Source organism: Flavobacterium sp., from assembly GCF_034111225.1.
GTDB lineage: Bacteria > Bacteroidota > Bacteroidia > Flavobacteriales > Flavobacteriaceae > Flavobacterium.
The window spans coordinates 40,301-58,289 of record NZ_JAWUXR010000002.1; the positions used below are offsets into that span (position 1 = coordinate 40,301).

General features: G+C 28.8%; 18 protein-coding genes. 5 read left to right on the plus strand and 13 right to left on the minus strand.

What is annotated here, in order from left to right; genetic code table 11:
* The first annotated feature begins 21 nt into the window (after positions 1-21).
* Positions 22-837, plus strand: coding sequence for a glycosyltransferase family 2 protein (locus UXY25_RS00480; RefSeq protein ID WP_320814031.1), 816 nt, complete (start codon positions 22-24; stop codon positions 835-837).
* On the opposite strand, the gene UXY25_RS00485 is transcribed toward UXY25_RS00480, so the two are convergent.
* The 3 genes from UXY25_RS00485 to UXY25_RS00495 all read right to left on the minus strand — a co-directional run bounded on the left by UXY25_RS00485 (position 809) and on the right by UXY25_RS00495 (position 4,644).
* Positions 809-1,888, minus strand: a complete 1,080-nt coding sequence (locus tag UXY25_RS00485) for a glycosyltransferase family 9 protein (RefSeq protein ID WP_320814032.1) — start codon at positions 1,886-1,888, stop codon at positions 809-811. The two genes, UXY25_RS00480 and UXY25_RS00485, sit on opposite strands and share 29 nt — an antisense overlap.
* A gap of 4 nt (positions 1,889-1,892) precedes the next feature.
* The gene (locus tag UXY25_RS00490) at positions 1,893-3,764 is read right to left on the minus strand and encodes an LTA synthase family protein (RefSeq protein ID WP_320814033.1); all 1,872 of its coding nucleotides are present in this window, start codon (positions 3,762-3,764) and stop codon (positions 1,893-1,895) included.
* A 64-nt stretch (positions 3,765-3,828) separates the two neighbouring features.
* Positions 3,829-4,644: a 2,3,4,5-tetrahydropyridine-2,6-dicarboxylate N-succinyltransferase gene (locus tag UXY25_RS00495; protein ID WP_320814034.1), complete on the minus strand. Its 816-nt coding sequence runs from the start codon at positions 4,642-4,644 to the stop codon at positions 3,829-3,831.
* A 172-nt stretch (positions 4,645-4,816) separates the two neighbouring features.
* Between UXY25_RS00495 and ruvX the strand changes: the two genes are divergently transcribed.
* From ruvX to UXY25_RS00510, 3 genes are all read left to right on the plus strand, one after another.
* Positions 4,817-5,233 carry a Holliday junction resolvase RuvX gene (gene ruvX / locus UXY25_RS00500; RefSeq protein ID WP_320814035.1) on the plus strand — a complete coding sequence of 139 codons (417 nt, stop codon included), beginning with the start codon at positions 4,817-4,819 and terminating at the stop codon, positions 5,231-5,233.
* Positions 5,234-5,310: 77 nt separating this feature from the next.
* Entirely contained in the window at positions 5,311-5,898 is a 588-nt protein-coding gene (def, locus tag UXY25_RS00505; protein ID WP_320814036.1) for a peptide deformylase, read from the plus strand.
* A 102-nt stretch (positions 5,899-6,000) separates the two neighbouring features.
* Positions 6,001-6,435, plus strand: a complete 435-nt coding sequence (locus UXY25_RS00510; protein ID WP_320814037.1) for a DUF5606 domain-containing protein — start codon at positions 6,001-6,003, stop codon at positions 6,433-6,435.
* 56 nt (positions 6,436-6,491) lie between these two features.
* Here UXY25_RS00510 and UXY25_RS00515 read toward each other — a convergent pair whose 3' ends face one another.
* A complete protein-coding gene (locus tag UXY25_RS00515) occupies positions 6,492-8,570 on the minus strand; it encodes an ATP-binding protein (RefSeq protein ID WP_320814038.1) in 2,079 nt (692 codons plus the stop codon).
* A 195-nt stretch (positions 8,571-8,765) separates the two neighbouring features.
* Here UXY25_RS00515 and mazG point away from each other — a divergent pair, with 195 nt between their 5' ends.
* Complete coding sequence (gene mazG, locus UXY25_RS00520; RefSeq protein WP_320814039.1) at positions 8,766-9,542, plus strand: nucleoside triphosphate pyrophosphohydrolase; 777 nt, start codon at positions 8,766-8,768, stop codon at positions 9,540-9,542.
* Positions 9,543-9,724: 182 nt separating this feature from the next.
* Here the strand turns inward: mazG and UXY25_RS00525 are convergent, their stop codons facing one another.
* From UXY25_RS00525 to UXY25_RS00565, 9 genes are all read right to left on the minus strand, one after another.
* A complete protein-coding gene (locus UXY25_RS00525) occupies positions 9,725-10,138 on the minus strand; it encodes a hypothetical protein (protein WP_320814040.1) in 414 nt (137 codons plus the stop codon).
* A gap of 16 nt (positions 10,139-10,154) precedes the next feature.
* Complete coding sequence (locus tag UXY25_RS00530; RefSeq protein WP_320814041.1) at positions 10,155-10,706, minus strand: hypothetical protein; 552 nt, start codon at positions 10,704-10,706, stop codon at positions 10,155-10,157.
* Between the two features lies 1 nt (position 10,707).
* Positions 10,708-11,193, minus strand: a complete 486-nt coding sequence (locus UXY25_RS00535; protein ID WP_320814042.1) for a hypothetical protein — start codon at positions 11,191-11,193, stop codon at positions 10,708-10,710.
* Complete coding sequence (locus tag UXY25_RS00540; RefSeq protein WP_320814043.1) at positions 11,193-11,621, minus strand: GNAT family N-acetyltransferase; 429 nt, start codon at positions 11,619-11,621, stop codon at positions 11,193-11,195. Before UXY25_RS00540 ends, UXY25_RS00535 begins: the two co-directional genes overlap by 1 nt.
* A gap of 119 nt (positions 11,622-11,740) precedes the next feature.
* Positions 11,741-13,636 carry a DUF349 domain-containing protein gene (locus UXY25_RS00545; protein ID WP_320814044.1) on the minus strand — a complete coding sequence of 632 codons (1,896 nt, stop codon included), beginning with the start codon at positions 13,634-13,636 and terminating at the stop codon, positions 11,741-11,743.
* 177 nt (positions 13,637-13,813) lie between these two features.
* Positions 13,814-14,572: a shikimate dehydrogenase gene (aroE, locus tag UXY25_RS00550; protein ID WP_320814045.1), complete on the minus strand. Its 759-nt coding sequence runs from the start codon at positions 14,570-14,572 to the stop codon at positions 13,814-13,816.
* 6 nt (positions 14,573-14,578) lie between these two features.
* The gene (locus UXY25_RS00555) at positions 14,579-15,214 is read right to left on the minus strand and encodes a VTT domain-containing protein (RefSeq protein ID WP_320814046.1); all 636 of its coding nucleotides are present in this window, start codon (positions 15,212-15,214) and stop codon (positions 14,579-14,581) included.
* Positions 15,215-15,218: 4 nt separating this feature from the next.
* Complete coding sequence (locus tag UXY25_RS00560) at positions 15,219-16,616, minus strand: tetratricopeptide repeat protein (RefSeq protein ID WP_320814085.1); 1,398 nt, start codon at positions 16,614-16,616, stop codon at positions 15,219-15,221.
* 156 nt (positions 16,617-16,772) lie between these two features.
* Positions 16,773-17,951, minus strand: coding sequence for an aspartate aminotransferase family protein (locus tag UXY25_RS00565; RefSeq protein WP_320814047.1), 1,179 nt, complete (start codon positions 17,949-17,951; stop codon positions 16,773-16,775).
* Positions 17,952-17,989: the final 38 nt, after the last annotated feature.

Below are 17,989 nucleotides of genomic sequence, written 5' to 3' on the forward strand. Positions count from 1 at the left end.
TTTCACACTTGAAAGTTTTAAATGAAAATTTCTGTAATTATAACTACATACAATTCTGAAGAATGGCTTCGAAAAGTTTTAATTGGATATAGTGTTCAAACCGAAACTGATTTTGAAATTGTAATTGCAGATGACGGTTCTAATGAAAAAACTAAAGAAATTATTAGTTCTTTTAAAGAGTCGTTTATTTTGCCCATAAAACACGTTTGGCAAGAAGATAATGGCTTTCAAAAGTGTAAAATATTGAATAAAGCAATAGTAGTAACTAGCTCAGATTATTTATTGTTTACTGATGGCGATTGTATTCCGAAGAATGATTTTATAGCGCAACACCTAAATTATAAAGAGAAAGGATATTTGTTGTCTGGCGGATACTTCAAGTTACCAATGAATACATCTCAATCCATTACTAAAAAGAATATTTTGGATCAAGAATGCTTTAAAATTTCTTGGTTAACAAAAAACGGTGTCCGAAAAAACTTTAAACTCTCTAAGCTTTTTAATTTTAGACTTTTCGTTTATTTCATGAATTGGATCACTCCAACTAAAAAAACGTTTAATGGGCATAATACTTCTTGTTTTAAAGCCGATATAATTGCGGTAAATGGGTTTAATGAAGACATGAGTTATGGTGGCTTAGATCGTGAACTAGGAGAACGTATGTTTAATTTTGGAATACTAGCTAAACAAATTAGATATTCGGCAATATGCTTGCACTTAGACCACAAGAGAGGTTACTTTAGCCAAGAAAATTGGGATGAAAATTTAAAAACGAGAGCTTATAATATTAAAAATAATATCATTCAAACTAAGAATGGAATTCATCAATATTTATAGTTAAAAATTCTTTTAATGAAGGTATTATCATTTCTGGTTTAAATTCTTCATAAATTTCAACAGACTTTTCTTTTAATTGTGACTCCGTTTTATTGATGAATAATTCAGGTTTAAAATCATTTAAATGCACAGAAGTATGCTTTTTTCCATCTTCAAAAGTTGCCCATATTTTCTTTTCAATTTGTGGAGAAAAGATAATATAAGACCCTTTATTTAAGGCTTTGGCCATGTTAATTGCTCCACCATCATTGCCAATAATCAACGAACATTTATTCATAATTGCAATGTATTCCCTTAATGAATCTCCAAAAATATCAAAGTATATTTTAGATTTAGTTTCCTCTGAACAATTGTTATATATTTCTTCAGCCATTACTAATTGTTTTGGAAAATAATTAAAAAGAATATTTACATTGTAATTTTGACCAATGAAATCTACAATTTCAGACATATATTGAAGTGGATATGTTTTGAACATATCACTCCCAAGAATGGAAATCATAATTGTTTCTCTGTCTTTATTTACATTATATTTTTCGAATAACTCATTAGCTATTAATTTTTCATTTTCAGAAACATATAATTTTGGAAATGAAATGAGTTCGAAGTCAAAATTTAAAGGCTCTAAAAGCGATAACCTTCTTTCAATTGCAAGACCTAATTTAGTTTTAGGGTTTTCAGCATAAGGAATGTTAAAATCATATAAAAAATTTCGCGCTATTTTTTTGTAAGAAATTTTTGTTTTTGCTCCTGAGAGTAATGTAATTATCCAACTTTGTAATTTTGAATAAGCATCTATTAATAAATCGTATTTTTCTTTTCTTAAATTAAGACTAAACTTAATAAGTTCCTTTGTACTACTTTGTTCTTTTTTACCAAATATTATGATTTTATCAATATTTGTATTTCCTTCAAGGACTGGAGTTGTATTATCGTTGACTAAGTAATGAATTTCAGCATTTGGATATTTCTTTCTTAAATTATCACAAAGAATAGAACTGATTAATACATCACCTATCATTTTATGTTGAATGACTAATATCTTTTTCATAATACTATTTTATAACTAATTCATTAGAAATCATTCGTTCATTGAACGATTGAATGTAGGCTTTCAAGAACTGTTCTAGTTTTTGAGTTTTCTCTTTATCGGACTTTAATAAATTATGTTTTAGTAATTCATCTTTTTTAAAGTTGTATAAACCAAGGCTTTTAGTGCCGTCAAAAGCCAGGTAATAATCTCCTTTTACTAAATGATAAATATTGTCAAGATAATAAACTACAAAGTCTTTATCTGATTTATAGGATTTACCATAACTGATGATTTTCGTTTTAATACCAACATAATCTAATATCGAAGGCATAATATCAATTTGTTGAAAATTTTTCTCATCTACACCTTTAAAACTAGGTTTTGAAGGGTCGTAAAAGAAGATAGGAATATTAAATTTTCCAACGTTTGTTTTGAACTTTGCAGCTGTTGGTTCACTAGAAGTATGATCAGATGTGAAAACAAATAATGTATTATTGTACCAATCTTGTTTTTTTGCCGATTTAAAAAATTGTCTTAATGCATAATCAGAATAAGCTATACTTTCATGAATTTTAGTGCTTCCTTTAGGAAATTTTATTTTGTATTTTTCTGGAATTATATAAGGATTGTGAGATGATATTGTGAAAAGTGTACTGAAAAATGGTTGTTTAAAACTATTCATTTTTGCACAAAAATATTGCATAAATTCTTCGTCAAAAATACCCCATCTACCATCAAAAGCTTCCGGACCTACATATTCATTTTTCCCATAATAAGCATCAAATCCTGCTACTTTACAATATTGGTCAAAATTCTGGCTCCCATTAAATGCTCCATGAAAAAAAGACGTGTTGTATCCATTTGCTTTCATGATTTTTGGTAAACCATATACTTCGTTTACAGAATAACTTGAAGTAATAATCGATTGATTCATCATACTAGGAATACTAGATAGGGTAGAAGGTACGGCATCTATAGATAGTTTTCCGTTAGCAAAACCATTTTTAAAATAATAGGATTTAGTTATCAATGAATCTAAGAAAGGCGTTTGCCCTATGTTTATATTTTCTTTTCCAAAACTTTCTAAAATAATAATCACCACATTTTTGTTTGTGGGATTGTATTCTGGGTTAATTTCTACAATTGGATTAAAAATTTGGTTTAAGGTTTTGTCATCAAAATATTTTGGACTCTGAAGAGTTTCTTTTTTACCAATAGTTTTTAAGATACAAAAAGGTGTATTTAAAACTAAAGCAGATTGATTAATAGAGCCGTAATTTACAGCGTCAACAACTTTTAATGGTTTTTTTTGAAATCCTCCACGGCCTAATATAAATACAAAACCAAGAAGTAAAACAAATAAACATAATTGTTTTACAATAGTAAATTTATTTTTTTCTATTTCAATTTGAATGTTTTTAAAATTAGGAATAGCTTTCCAAAAAAGAATAGAAAGAGTAAAGGCAATTAAGGGTAAATACCAAAATTCAGTTAAAAAGGAAAGAATCAGTCCCCCAATTTCATTTTCCATTCCAGAGGCAGTAATCATACCAAAAGAGCTTCTTCTTCCTGTAAACTTATAATATTCAAAATCTACAAAGTTGGTCAGTATAAAAACCAAATTCACAACAAAAAAACCTATTTTTAAACCCTTTTGAAAACCTGGCTTGTATTTAAAGTTTCCAGGTAAAAAATGTAAGAATGCAAATAAAATATTAATATAAGCTATTGCAGATAAGTCAAAATGCAACCCTCCTAAAAAAGTTTTAATTGATAATCCTGTAAACGAATTTGTATTGAATAATAAAAATAGAATTCTGCATAGTTGATAAATTAATATCACTAATAAAAAACGTTTAAAAAACAGTTTTACACTGCTAAAATAATTTTGCATTTAATTATTGACTTATAACTTTAAATATTCAAAAAACTACTGTGTATATACCTTAGTCAATTTCTTAAACCGCTACATTATATTCTCTTAATGCATCATTAAGTGAAGTTTTTAAATCAGTTGATGGTTTGCGTTTTCCAATTATTAGCGCACAAGGAACTTGATATTCTCCAGCAGCAAATTTCTTTGTATAACTACCAGGTATAACAACTGAACGAGAAGGTACAATTCCTTTCATCTCAACGGGAGTGTTGCCTGTTACATCAATTATTTTTGTTGAAGCAGTTAAACATACATTTGCACCAAGTACGGCTTCTTTTTCAATACGAACACCTTCAACAACAATACATCTCGAACCGATAAATGCGCCATCTTCAATGATAACTGGAGCAGCTTGTAATGGTTCTAAAACACCACCAATACCTACACCACCAGAAAGATGAACGTTTTTGCCAATTTGTGCACAACTACCTACAGTTGCCCATGTATCAACCATAGTTCCTTCATCTACATAAGCACCAATATTTACATAACTAGGCATTAAAATAACGCCACTTGAAATATATGCACCATATCTTGCTACAGCATTTGGAACTACACGAATCCCTTTTTCTGCATAGTTACGTTTTAAAAGCATTTTATCGTGGTACTCAAAAATACCAGCTTCTAAAGTTTCCATTTTTTGAATAGGGAAGTACATTACAACAGCTTTCTTAATCCATTCATTTACTTGCCAGCCATTTTCTACAGGTTCAGCAACTCTAAGCTTTCCGTTATCTAATAAATCAATAACTTCTCTAATTGTAGTAGTAGTTTCCGTTTCTTGTAATAAAGCTCTGTTTTCCCAAGCTTTTTCTATAATTGATTGTAAATGTTGCATCTTGTAATTATTTTTAACAAAGATAAAATAATTATGTTATTGTAACGAATGGTTTTGTTACGTTTATTCTTCAGGTTTTTATAAAGAAATATGTACCTCTTTATTCTTACTATAAGAGAATTGATTTATATTAAATAGGTAATCTTTCAATTTTGTATCTTTACAAAAAAATATGCCAAGGATTCTTTCTTTAGATTACGGAATAAAACGAACAGGTATTGCTGTTACTGATGAAATGCAAATCATTGCATCTGGATTAACTACAGTTCCATCAAATGATTTGATTTTATTCTTGAAAGATTATTTTACTAAAGAAAAAGTTGAAAAAGTAATTATTGGTGAACCAAAGCAGATGAATGGAATGCCTTCTGAAAGTGCTCCTATTATTGAAAAATTCATCAAACAATTCATTAAACAATTTCCTGAAATGCCCTTGGATAGAGTAGATGAACGTTTTACATCAAAAATGGCATTTCAAACAATGATTGACAGCGGTTTAAAGAAAAAGCAACGTCAAAATAAAGCATTGATAGATGAAATTGCAGCAACAATTATGCTACAAGATTATATGTCTAAAAGTCGTTTTTAACGTATTATTACAATAAATTCATTTTTCAACTCGCTATAAATTACTATTTTTGCCAACTAATTAATTAAAAAGACACAATGATTTTATCAGTTTATGGATATGGAGAGCCTGTTTTAAGAAAACATTGCGAAGAAATTACAAAAGATCATCCAAATCTTAAAGAAATCATTGCCAATATGTATGAAACTATGTATCATGCACATGGAGTTGGTTTAGCTGCACCACAAGTAGGTTTGCCAATTAGAATATTTTTAGTTGATACAGAACCGTTTAGTGATAGTGATGATGTTTCTAAAGAAGAGGCTGCAGAACTTAAAAAATTTAAACAAACATTCATAAACGCTACTATTCTTAAAGAAGAAGGCGACTTATGGGCTTTTAATGAAGGATGTTTGAGTATTCCGGATGTACGTGAAGATGTTTTTAGACACGATACAATTACTATTGAATACTATGATGAGGACTTCAATAAAAAAACGGAAGTTTTCAATGGTTTGATTGCTAGGGTTATTCAACATGAATACGACCATATTGAAGGAATTCTTTTTACAGACCACGTTTCTACATTAAAGAAAAAGTTAATTGGTAAAAAATTACAAAATATAATGGATGGTAAAGCTAATCCTGATTATAGAATGAAATTTGCCAATAAAAAAGGAAGATAATTTTAGTAATTAGTTTATAGTATTCAAATTTTGAACTTTCTACTTTTGACTTTGTACTTTAAATTTTAAAAATATATATTTACCAATCTTAAAAATTTTAAAATGAGCATTCAAAAAATATTAGCTATAGCTGGGAAACCAGGATTATTTGAATTAAAAATTCAAACACGTACAGGATTTGTTGCAGAATCTTTATTAGATGGAAAAAGAATTACTGTAAGTATGAGAAGTAATGTAAGTTTACTTTCTGAAATTGCAGTTTATACGTATTCAGAAGAAGTTCGTTTAGCAGAAGTTTTTAAAGCTATTGCTACAAAAGAAAATGGAGGACCAACTATTTCTCATAAAGAAGATGACGCAAAGTTAAAATCATATTTCCGTGAGATTTTACCAGAATTTGATGAGGATAGAGTCTATACTTCTGATATTAAGAAAATTTTTAATTGGTACAATTTATTACAACCTAAAGGGTTAGTAACTGTTGAGGCTTTATCTAAAGAAGAAACTGAAGCGCCAGCTGAAGAATCTGCTAAGTAATTAAGATACATAAAAAAAGCCCTCAATTAATTGAGGGCTTTTTTTATACCTATTATTTAACTTTTGGAATTAATAAAATCGTCAATCAGTTTAATAAGTTCTTTTTTATCAACAGGCTTGGTTAAAAAATAATTGCAACCTACTTTTCTAGAGTTTATAAAATCATCTTCAAATACATAAGCTGACTGGGCAATGATTTGAATTGATTTGTTGAATTTTCTTATTTCCATAGTTGCTTCTAAACCATCAATTTCGGGCATTTTAATATCCATTAAAATTATGTCAATGTCTTCTTGCGATTTGCATATGTCAATTGCCTCTCTTCCGTTTTTTGCATGGATTATTTCATGTCCTAATTTTGATATTATAGTAGACAAATAGATAAAGCTAATATTGTCGTCTTCTGCGATAAGTATTTTTAATTTTTTATTACTTTTACTAAAAGTATTTTCAGCTTCTTTAGAAGCTACTTCATCCTCTTCATTATTCATAATAGTTTTGTCTAATGGAATTGTGAAATAAAATGTTGAACCTTTATTTATTTCAGACTCTACCCAGATTTTTCCTTCTAACATTTCTATGTATGCTTTTGCTATTGAAAGTCCAAGGCCAGAACCTTGAAAAGCATTTTTGTCTTCTATGTCAGCCTGAACAAAACGATTAAAAACTGCTGAATGTCTTTCTTTTGGAATACCAATACCAGTATCTTTTACATAAAACAAATAGTCCTCAGTATTTGTTTTATAGCCAATAATAATTTCTCCTGTTTCAGTAAACTTTATAGCGTTTTTGATAAGATTTGTTAATATAGAATTGAATTTATTCCTATCAGTAAAAATTTTCACATCTTGAGAACTTATATCTAATTTTAGGCTCACTTTATTATCGTCACATTGAATTTTAAAAAAATTGTATAAATCATAAATGTTTTCATTTATACTTACTTCTTCATTTGTTATTTGCATTTGTTGTGCATCTATTTTTGATATATCAATGATATCATTAATAGTATTGAGAAGTCTTTCCCCGCTTTTGTTGATGATATCAATATAAAGAGACATTTCTTCATTTGTTAAGTCATCTTGTTTTAGTAAAGTCGTAAATCCAATAATTCCATTCATTGGAGTTCTTATTTCGTGACTCATATTTGCTAAAAAAGCCGATTTTAATAAATCACTTTCTTCAGCTTTTATTTTTGCTTCATATAACTCTTCTGTTCGTTTTTTAATTTTATTTTTTAGTATTATATTAAAAAATAACGTTAGAACTAAACAAAATAATGCAATTGCAGTAATGATTATAATAGCATTTAAATTTTTTTCGAAATAACTTTTTTTATGTAGAGTGTTGATATTAATCCATTTATCGTACATTTTTTTTCTTTTCTTATTGTCAACTTTTCGTAAAAGCTTATTTACTATTGAAAATAATTCGGGTAAATCCTTCCTGCATGCAAAACAAATATTCCATGAATATTTAAGTTCTGTTGCAAGTTGAAGATTGTTAATTCCATATTTTTCCACAACGTAGCTTGCAGACATTAAGTCGGTCACAGTTCCATCAGTATTTCCAAGTGATGTTTTTAACATTGCTGATAAATCATTTTCGCATTCAACTATTTCAGCATTTGGATAATTTTTGCGAATGAAATCGATACATGCATACCCTTTAACGATTGCAAGTCTCATTTTATTTATCTCGTTCTTGTTTTTGAAAATTTTACTGTTTTTTACAATTATTACAAGAGGTGTTTTTAAATAAGGTTCAGAAAAGAGTAAATATTTTTCTCTTTCTTTTGTTTTTTGAATTGCACCAACAAAATCAGTTTCTGAATTTTTTAGTCCAATTACTAAATCATCCCAGTTTTTGAAATTTGATTTTTGAAAATCTATTTCAAGTTCTTGTTCAAAAAATTTAATATAATCTGAAATTAATCCTTGATGTTCTCCATTTTCATCAATGTAGTCCATTGGTGGCCAAAATGGATTTGGTGCATATTTTATCGAATTTTTATTTTCAGATAACCATTCAATTTCTGACTGTGTTAAGTCATTATAAATATTTGATTCTTGTCCATATGACTTAAGGGTAAATACAAAGAAAAGAATAAAAAATATTTTAAATTTTATCATCATTATTGATTTTAATCTAATTTTTTAATAAAAAATCAAACTATTATAAGTAAAAATAGATAATATTTAAATTAAATAAAATTCTTACGGAGTTTATATTTTATAAATATTGAATTTTTTAATAGTATTAAACTTGAAAAAGGATAAAGTTGATTTAATTCTTTATTTTTGATTTTAACTATAAACAAGAATTTTAAAATGAATAATCGCCGCCAACTACAATTAGATTCGTTCAATCGTTTGTTAGATATAATGGATGAATTGCGTGAAAAATGTCCTTGGGACAAAAAGCAGACACTAGAAAGTTTACGTCATTTAACTATCGAAGAAACTTATGAATTAGGCGATGCTATTTTAGATAATGATTTACCAGAAATTAAAAAAGAACTTGGTGATTTGTTATTGCATATTGTTTTTTATGCTAAAATAGGAAGTGAGACAAATGATTTTGATATTGCCGATGTTGCTAATTCTATTTGTGATAAATTAATTGATAGACACCCACATATTTATGGTGATGTTTTAGTGGAAGATGAAGAAGAAGTAAAACGCAATTGGGAAAAATTAAAATTAAAAGAAGGTCGAAAATCGGTTTTAGAAGGAGTTCCTAAAAGTTTACCAGCTTTAGTAAAAGCTAGCCGAATTCAAGATAAAGTAAAAGGTGTAGGTTTTGATTGGGAAGAGCCTGAGCAAGTTTGGGAAAAAGTACAAGAAGAATTAAATGAGTTGCGAGTAGAAGTAAAAGAAGGTAATCAAGATAAAATGGAAGCCGAATTTGGAGATGTATTGTTTTCTATGATAAATTATGCTCGTTTCTTAAAAATTAACCCTGAAGACGCTTTAGAACGAACCAATAAAAAATTTATAAAGCGTTTTATGTATTTAGAAAGCAAAGCAGTTGAATTGGGTAAAGATTTATCTGAAATGACTTTGGCAGAAATGGATGTTTTTTGGGAAGAAGCGAAGAAAATGTAGTTTTCAGATTTTAGAAAGTAAATTTCAAATGTCACACTGAGCTTGTCGAAGTGGTTTTTTAGTAATCAGAAAGCAAATACCAAATAAATAAAAAAATGTACTACGCCTTAATTTTCACATCGTTTCCAACAGAAACTGAAGATGGTTGTACTGAAATTACTTTAAAAAGTTTGAAATATAAATTAATCAATAATTGTATCTAGACTTCTGTAAATAAAACGAGTTGATTTCTTATCTTTTAAAGTAACAAATTTTAAATTTTTTAATTCTGCACCTCTATAGCCAACACCTTTTGAATCTACTATTCCTTTAATTTTAGAATCAATATTATTTATTTTAATTACAGCAACAGCACAAATGTCATTTCCTTGAACACTAACGTTTAAGTATTTGTTGTTTTCATCTTCAGTGTAACTTTTTAACCAAAATTGTAATTCTTCAGGATTACTTTTGCCTAATACATTTGCTAACTCTTCTTGATAAATTTCAGAGGTATATTCATTATTGTTGAATATTGGATTTGAAGAGGTACATTTTGGTTCGTCACAAGAAATGAAGAATACAATAACAAGAAGGGAAAATAATTTAAATTTCATAAAACAATAACGTAAACTAGTTGTGATTATTGCTTTTTAATAATCTAAAAGACTTCATAAATGGGTCTACAGATTTTTCATTTTTTCCTGTGTATAATACAGAATAAATTCTGTTTTTTACACGAAACAATTTTCCCATAACAAAACCAAATTCTCTGTCCGTTTCATTCTTAAATTCTAAGATAAAGAATTTGCCTTTTAAACCATGCTGAATTATATCTTCTTGATATTCTAATTTAAATTTATTTTGAAGTTTAAATAAAATATTTTCTATTGTTTTTGTGTGAAGTTCAGAATCTGTATAGCCGTTAATTTCATTAGTAGGATAATCAATATATTCTAATGAAAATATTTTTTTCGGAGTTATTGAAGTTCCATAATGATGAATTTTATATTCTTGTAAACCAACTTTATTGTCAATAATATTCAAACTTGGTTCATTTGGAAACTTGGCAATGAAGTTACCTTCTACACTTGCATATTCGCCAGATTTTGTTTTGTAAACATCACTTTCACAACTTATAGTTAATTGTCCTAGAAAAAAGACAACAAGTATTATTTTTTTCATTTTATTTAGTCTTTCTTGTATTTAAAATAAAATAATTAGCCAATGAATCTTTTAAATGATGATTTGTTTTAAAACAATCATTGTTTTTTGAATCAAATGCAATTACACTGTTGTACTCAATTATTGCATATTTTTGTTTCCCATCAATTTCTATTGTTGGATTTTTTATATAATCTCCACAAATCCCTACCGTAAATAACTCTTCAGTCCAATTAAACAATTTTACATTTGTCCATATTTGCATTGGTAAAGCTCTGTTTGTTGGAATTTCGTTTATTTGTTTTCCATATTTATATTGCATAAATTTTTGAGTTTCGCCGGATTTTGTATCACCAGTAAAACGTAATTCATTTACCATTTGATTTGAATTTTCCCCAACGGGAATGTTAATTAAAACAAATTCATATTGTTTATAATCATTTGCTTCCTTATTAGTAGCGCAACTAAATATTATTAAAAAAGTAATTAATAAAATTATTCTTTTCATTATATTTTCTTTTGAAAATGAAACCCTAAAACTTTATAGCCGTTTTGGAAGTAAAATTTATGTGCTCTATCGCTTTGTACATAAGCGTTTAATTCAATCGTTTTACAATGGTTTGCTATTGACCAATTTTCAATATGCGCTAAAAGCATTTTCCCTAAACCGCTAGAACGTATTGTGTCATCTATTACAAAATGATCAATTTCCAATTGTTTTCCAGAATAGATTCTAACAGTTATCCAGCCACCAGAAATTCCAACTAACTTTCCGTCTTGATACAAACCAAAACAATGGTAATTTCCAAAAGAAAACATTTCGGATAAACTGCTTTCTATTTCCTCGTTTGATTTATTTGGATTAAGAAGTTTGCCAAAAGGAATTATTTCTTTGACGTTAGATATTACTAGTTTTTTGAATTGTATGTTTTGCATTTTATTCTTTTAAAAGTTCTTCAAATATAAAAATATTCATAGTGTAAATCTCACTTTTTTTAAACAAAAAAATCCTGCCAATTGCTTAGCAGGATTTTATATTTAAAAACATTCTATAATTAAAGAGAACGTAGTTTACTTTGTTTTTCTTTCCACATTTTTAAATCTTCTCTGTGGCGTTCAATACTTTTTTGAACTTCTTTAATGAAAGGGTTTTCTCCTTTAGAACTAGAGCTAATGAACTGAATGTTGTTTTCTAATTGGAAAATTTCATTTTGCACTTCTTCAACTTTCTTTCTAATAAAGTATTGCTCTTTTTCTAAAGCTCTATCATCTTCATTTTCTACCCATTGATCAAGTTTAGCGTTAAACTTCATCATTTCGGTATCTTTTTTAGATAAACTTAATTTTTCAAATAAAGCATCTAAGATTTTATTGAACTTTCCTTCGATATGTCTTCTGTTAAATGGAACTTTACCAAAAGATTTCCAAGTTTCAATATGTTTTTTAATTGCATCTAAGTCAGCTTTATGATCGCCAGCCAATTCAAATTCTTTTAAAGTATCTAAATAGGTTTTCTTATTGTCAAAAGCTTCAACTTCAACCTTGTCTTCTGTGTTTCTTACTTTGTGCATTCTGTCAAAGTAATGATTACAAGCGTCTTTAAATTCTTTCCAAATTTTATCTGATTGCTTTCTTGGTACATGACCAATTTTTTTCCAATCGTCTTGAATTTTCTTCATGATTGGAGTAGTCGCTTTAAAATCTTCGTTGTCTTTTAAAGCATTTGCTTTTTCAACTAACTCGGTTTTTTTATTTAAATTTTCTTGTTGTTCGTGCTTAATGTCTTTGTAAAAAGCATTTTTAGTAGCATTAAAATTACGAACAGCTGTTTTGAAATTATTCCAACTAGCATCTGTTTCTTCTTGAGGAACTCTACCCGTTTTGAAAAACTTTTCTCTTAAAGCTTCAATTTTTTTAATTTGGTTTTGCCAACCGTTATGGTTTGGCACTTTCTCATTTGAAACCGCGTTAATTTCTTCAACAATGGCTTTCTTTTTCGTTAAGTTTTCAACTTCACGTTCTTTCGCTTTTCCATAAAAAGCTTCACGCTTTTCATGCATTTGCTTAGTAATGTCGCTAAATGCATTCCAAACTATTTCACGTTGATCTCTGTCAACAGGTCCAATTTCTTCTTTCCAAACACGGTGTAAAATTTGTAATTCTCTAAAGCCTTTCATTACATCAGTTTCATCTAAAAGACTTTTTGCTTTTTCAATGATTTGTAGTTTTTGCTCTAAATTATTTTTGAAATCTAAATCTCTAGCTTCTTTGTCTAAATGAATTAAATCGTAAAAACGCTCTAAATGAAAATGGTAATCGTTCCAAATAATGTTGTATTTGTCTCTAGGAATTGAACCCGCTTTTTTCCAACGATCTCTAATGTCGTTAACACGTTTAAACATGTCACCAATACTTAGAGCTTCTTCAGTACCATTAACTAATTCTTTAAGTTCGTCAATTAATTCTGTACGAATATTAAAATTACCTTTTAGGTTATTTTGCAATTGGTTGTAATGATTAGTTCTTAGGGTTCTATAATCATTATAAACACTGTCAAATTTATTTTTTAAAGGGAAATGATATTCAAATGAAGCATTTTCATCTGTATTTGTTTCATTAAACTCATCTCTCTTTTCGTCAATTAAGTCGTTGTATTTACTTGTAAAAGCCTTTTTGATTTCTTCAACATGATCTTTAATAGCCATAACTTTATGGTTAGCTACTAAACGTTCAAGTTCTTCAGTAAGTTCTTCTTTAGTCAAAGTGTCGTATTCCAACATAGGAATATCGTGTCTATCTTGTACCGAATCGTCTTCGCTTTCTTCCGCATTTGAATTATCAATTTCCTCTAAAGCAGATTGATTAATTACTGTTATATTCTCTTGTTCTAAGACTGTTTCGTTCTCTGTTCCGTCTGCCTTTGGCAGGTTATCATTCATTTCTTCTAACATTATCAAATGCTTAAGGTTACTAATTAATTTCCGAAGATACGAATGCACCGTTTAATTTCAAAGAAAAACCGTTAAATGTGCTTTATTTTATTGGAAAAGAGCTGTTGAGAAATTGAAATTTCAAAAAACAATTTCAATTTCAGGGTAAAAAAATAGTTATAATCAGAGTTAATTAGTTTACTTATTCCAAATAATCCATGCTTTTTCAGCTTGAAAAACCAGCATTTCATATCCGTTTTTTATTACGGCCTTATTCTCAGAAGCTTTTCTTAAAAAAGTAGTTTCTTCCGGATTATATACCAAATCAAAAGCAATGTGTTTCTTGGTAAATAAGCTATAATCTAATGACGGGCATTCATCAATATTTGGAAATGTTCCCAATGGAGTAGTGTTGATAATGATTTGATATTCATCAAAAATTTCTTGGTTCACTTCTTCGTAAGAATATTGAAATTCTGTTGGGTTTCTTGAAACAAAATCATACTCTATTTTAAGCTTTTGCAAGGCAAAAGCAACTCCTTTACTTGCGCCACCAGTTCCTAAAATCAAGGCTTTTTTATGATTGTCTTTTAATAAAGGTTTTAACGATTTTTTGAAGCCAAAGTAATCGGTGTTGTAGCCTTTTAATTTACCCTTTTTAGAAACAGTAATTGTATTTATAGCGCCAATTTTTAAAGCATTTTTTGAAACTTTATCTAAATATGGAATAATGACTTCTTTATAAGGAATGGTAACATTTAAGCCTTTTAGACCTTTAGTATTTTTTACAACTTCTATAAAATCTTCAATTTTGTTTAAATCGAAATTTAAGTATTCACAATTGTCGAAATGAAATAATAAGAACTTTTCAGTGAAGTAATTTTTTGAAAACGAATAGTCGATATTACGACCTACTAAACCATATTTATATTGTTTTTTCAGTTCCTTTTTTTTCATGGTCGATTACTTTTTTCTCTTAATCAATTTTAAAATAATAGGGAGAACTGAAATTATGATAATAGCCAAAACAACCTTTTCGAAATTATGTTTTACCCATGGAATTTGACCTAAGAAGTATCCTAAAAATGTAATGCTGTTTACCCAAATTATTGCTCCTAAGATGCAATTAATTAGATAAGTTCTATAGTTCATGCTTCCTGCACCTGCAACAAAAGGAGCGATAGTTCTTACGATAGGTACAAATCGAGCTAAAATGATCGCTTTTGCGCCATTTTTGTCTAAAAATGTTTCAGTCTGGGTAATGTATTCTTTCTTTAAGAAAAGGATGTTCCCTCTTTTTTTAATATAAGAGCCAAATTTATTTCCTACAAAATAATTTAGATTATCACCAAGTAAAGCTGCAATAATTAATAATGGAATAATTATAGTCATGCTTAATTGACCTGTTGTTGCAGCAATAACTCCTATTGCAAATAACATTGAATCTCCAGGTAATAAAGGCATTATAACAAAGCCAGTCTCTACAAAAACCACTAAGAAAAGTAGAAAGTAGATAAGCGTATCGTAAGTAGCAATTAATTCTTGAATAACGGTTAAAGGATCTTTTAAGAACTCTAGTAAAAATGTAATAAACTCCATTATATTAATTAGTGTTATACTTAGCGATTATGTTTTGTACTGATTTTTTTATCCAAATAGTTGGGAAATTTTCTTTAAAAAATGTTTGATTCGCAAAATTTAAACGCAAAGCATTATTCAAATGGAAATTACCCTTTTTTATTTGCTTTACTAAAAAATTTAAACCTGCTAATCGATACTCGATTTCGTAATTATCTGGAAATAAGTCAGAAGATTGTAATAAAATTTCAATGGCAGAATCATATTCTCCCAAGTACTGAAGTGTATCAGCCCAAAGAGCAAATGTATCTAGATTTATATCGCCAGTTTCAAAAGCTTTTCTATACCCAAGTTCTGCTTCTTCATGTAAATTTAAAGCTTGATTAATTGCTCCAAATCTTTTCCAATACATATTGTTTTCTCCATCAATTCCAAGGGCTTTGTTAACGTAATAAAGCGCTTTGTGGAAGTTTTTTTTGCGAATATAAAAATCTGTTATAGCAATCCAACCTTTGTCTAATAAAGGGTCTTCATGAACAGTTTTTAGAAAATATTGAAGAGCCAGCTCAGTATTATTAAGTTTCTCATAACATTTTCCAACACGCAATAATACAAATGAAGTAGTATCGTCTAACTCCATAGTAATTGCATAACATGCAATTGCCTCTTCATATCTTTTTAATTTTTCTAATGCTTTTGCTTTTTCTAAATAAGCTCCTAAAAATGTTTCATCTACTAATGTAGCATAATCAAATGCCCAAACTGCTTTTTCAAAATTCTTTAGCGCATAATATTGACGGCCTAATTGATGCCAAGCAACTTCGCTATATGGATTTTTATCGATAAAACTATTTAAGTAAATTATAGCTTCATTGTTTTGATCTAAGAAATCAAAGCAGTAAACTATGTTGTAAAGAGCTGAATAATCGTCGTTATCTTCACTTAAACAACGAATAAAATATTCTTTAGCAAGTTCTAATTCGTCGTTAAATAAATATTCCATTCCTATCATGGAATAAACATCAGCAGGGTCATCAGTATATTCTAAAGCAATTTTTAAAGTCTCAATTGCTAGTGCGTGTTGATCTCTTTTAGAGTAAATATTAGCTTTTTGAATGTAAATTTCTTCATTATGAGGTTCAATTGCATGTAACTCATTTAGTAGTTTTTCAGCAATATCAAGTTTGTCCTCAAAAACTAAAGCCTCTACTTGAACCAATTTTAGACCTGTAGATTTTGGATGTTGTTCCAAACCTAATTTTAAAGCTTTTTTGGCTAAATTCATTCGCCCTGTATCCATGTAGTGAAGGATAATTTCTTCAAACTCTTCAGAATCAAAGAAAAAAACTTTATTTGTTTTTAACATTGACTCAAATTTGGATAAGGAAAAGTTATTTTCTTCTTCATCTTGACTCATTCTCATAGCTTCTCTTTTTATGGTTTCTCCTATAATTAAAATTAAGGAAAAATAGTGGGGCAATCTTTTCTTGTGCGAATTGTTGTAAACAATTTAATTAACAATTTTAAATTCCAACATTAAGTTACAATTTTTTCAATTCTAAATTAAATTTTACTTCAACTATTTAATTTCATTAAGTACTTCAAGAATAATGCCACAGCCTTTAATAATTTCTTCATTTGAAATTGTTAATGGTGGAGTTATACGTATAGCGCTGCCTTCAAAGAGTAACCAAAATAAAATAAGTCCCTTTTCTTGACATTTTAAAATGACTTCTGTTGCTATATTCGGACTTTCTGTCATGGCAGCAAGCATCAATCCTTTTCCTCTTATTTCTTTAATTAACGGGTGAACTAAAGTTTTTCTAAATAAGGCTTCTTTTTCTAGTGTTTCGGCTATTAAGTTTGTTTCGGTAAGTTCTTGTAAAGTAGCCAAACAAGCAGCCGCAATTACTGGATGACCTCCAAAAGTAGTAATGTGTCCTAGTTTTGGGTCGTGACTTAATAAATCCATCATTTCTTTTGAAGCTGTAAAAGCACCAACTGGCATTCCGCCGCCCATACCTTTTCCCATTACGACTACATCCGGTACAACATCATAATTTTCAAATCCGAATAATTTTCCAGTACGACCAAAACCAGGTTGAATTTCGTCGAGAATCATTAATGCGCCAACTTCTTCACAACGTTGTTTTACTTTTTTCAAGAAATTATTTTCAGGTTGAATGAATCCAGCTCCTCCTTGAATTGTTTCTAAAAGTACACCCGCAGTTTTTGTAGTGATTTTTTGTAAATCAGCTTCATTGTTAAATGTAATAAAAGCCACATCGGGAATTAAAGGTCTAAAAACTTGTTTGCGTTCTTCAAATCCCATAACACTCATGCTTCCCATTGTATTCCCATGATAAGCATTGTGGCAAGAGATTAACTCACTTCTTCCTGTAACTCTTCGGGCAAGTTTTAAAGCACCTTCTATGGCCTCTGTTCCTGAATTGGTTAGATAAGTTTTCGTTAAAGGTGAAGGTAAGTTTTGAGCTAATAATTTACAAAGTTCGGTTGCTGGGCTTTGAGCATATTCTCCGTAAACCATAACATGAGAATATTTGTCTAATTGCGCTTTTATAGCATCGTTAACTCTTTTAGGTTGATGTCCTAAAGTGTTTGCAGATACACCAGCTACAAAGTCTAAGTATGCTTTTCCGTTTGTATTGTATATGTATGATCCTTTTGCATGGGATACTTCCATGGCAAGAGGATGTTCTGTTGTTTGGGCTTGGTATTTAAAAAAATCTTCAATCATTTTTTGAAGGTAAGTAGGTTATAAGTAATCTGAATACT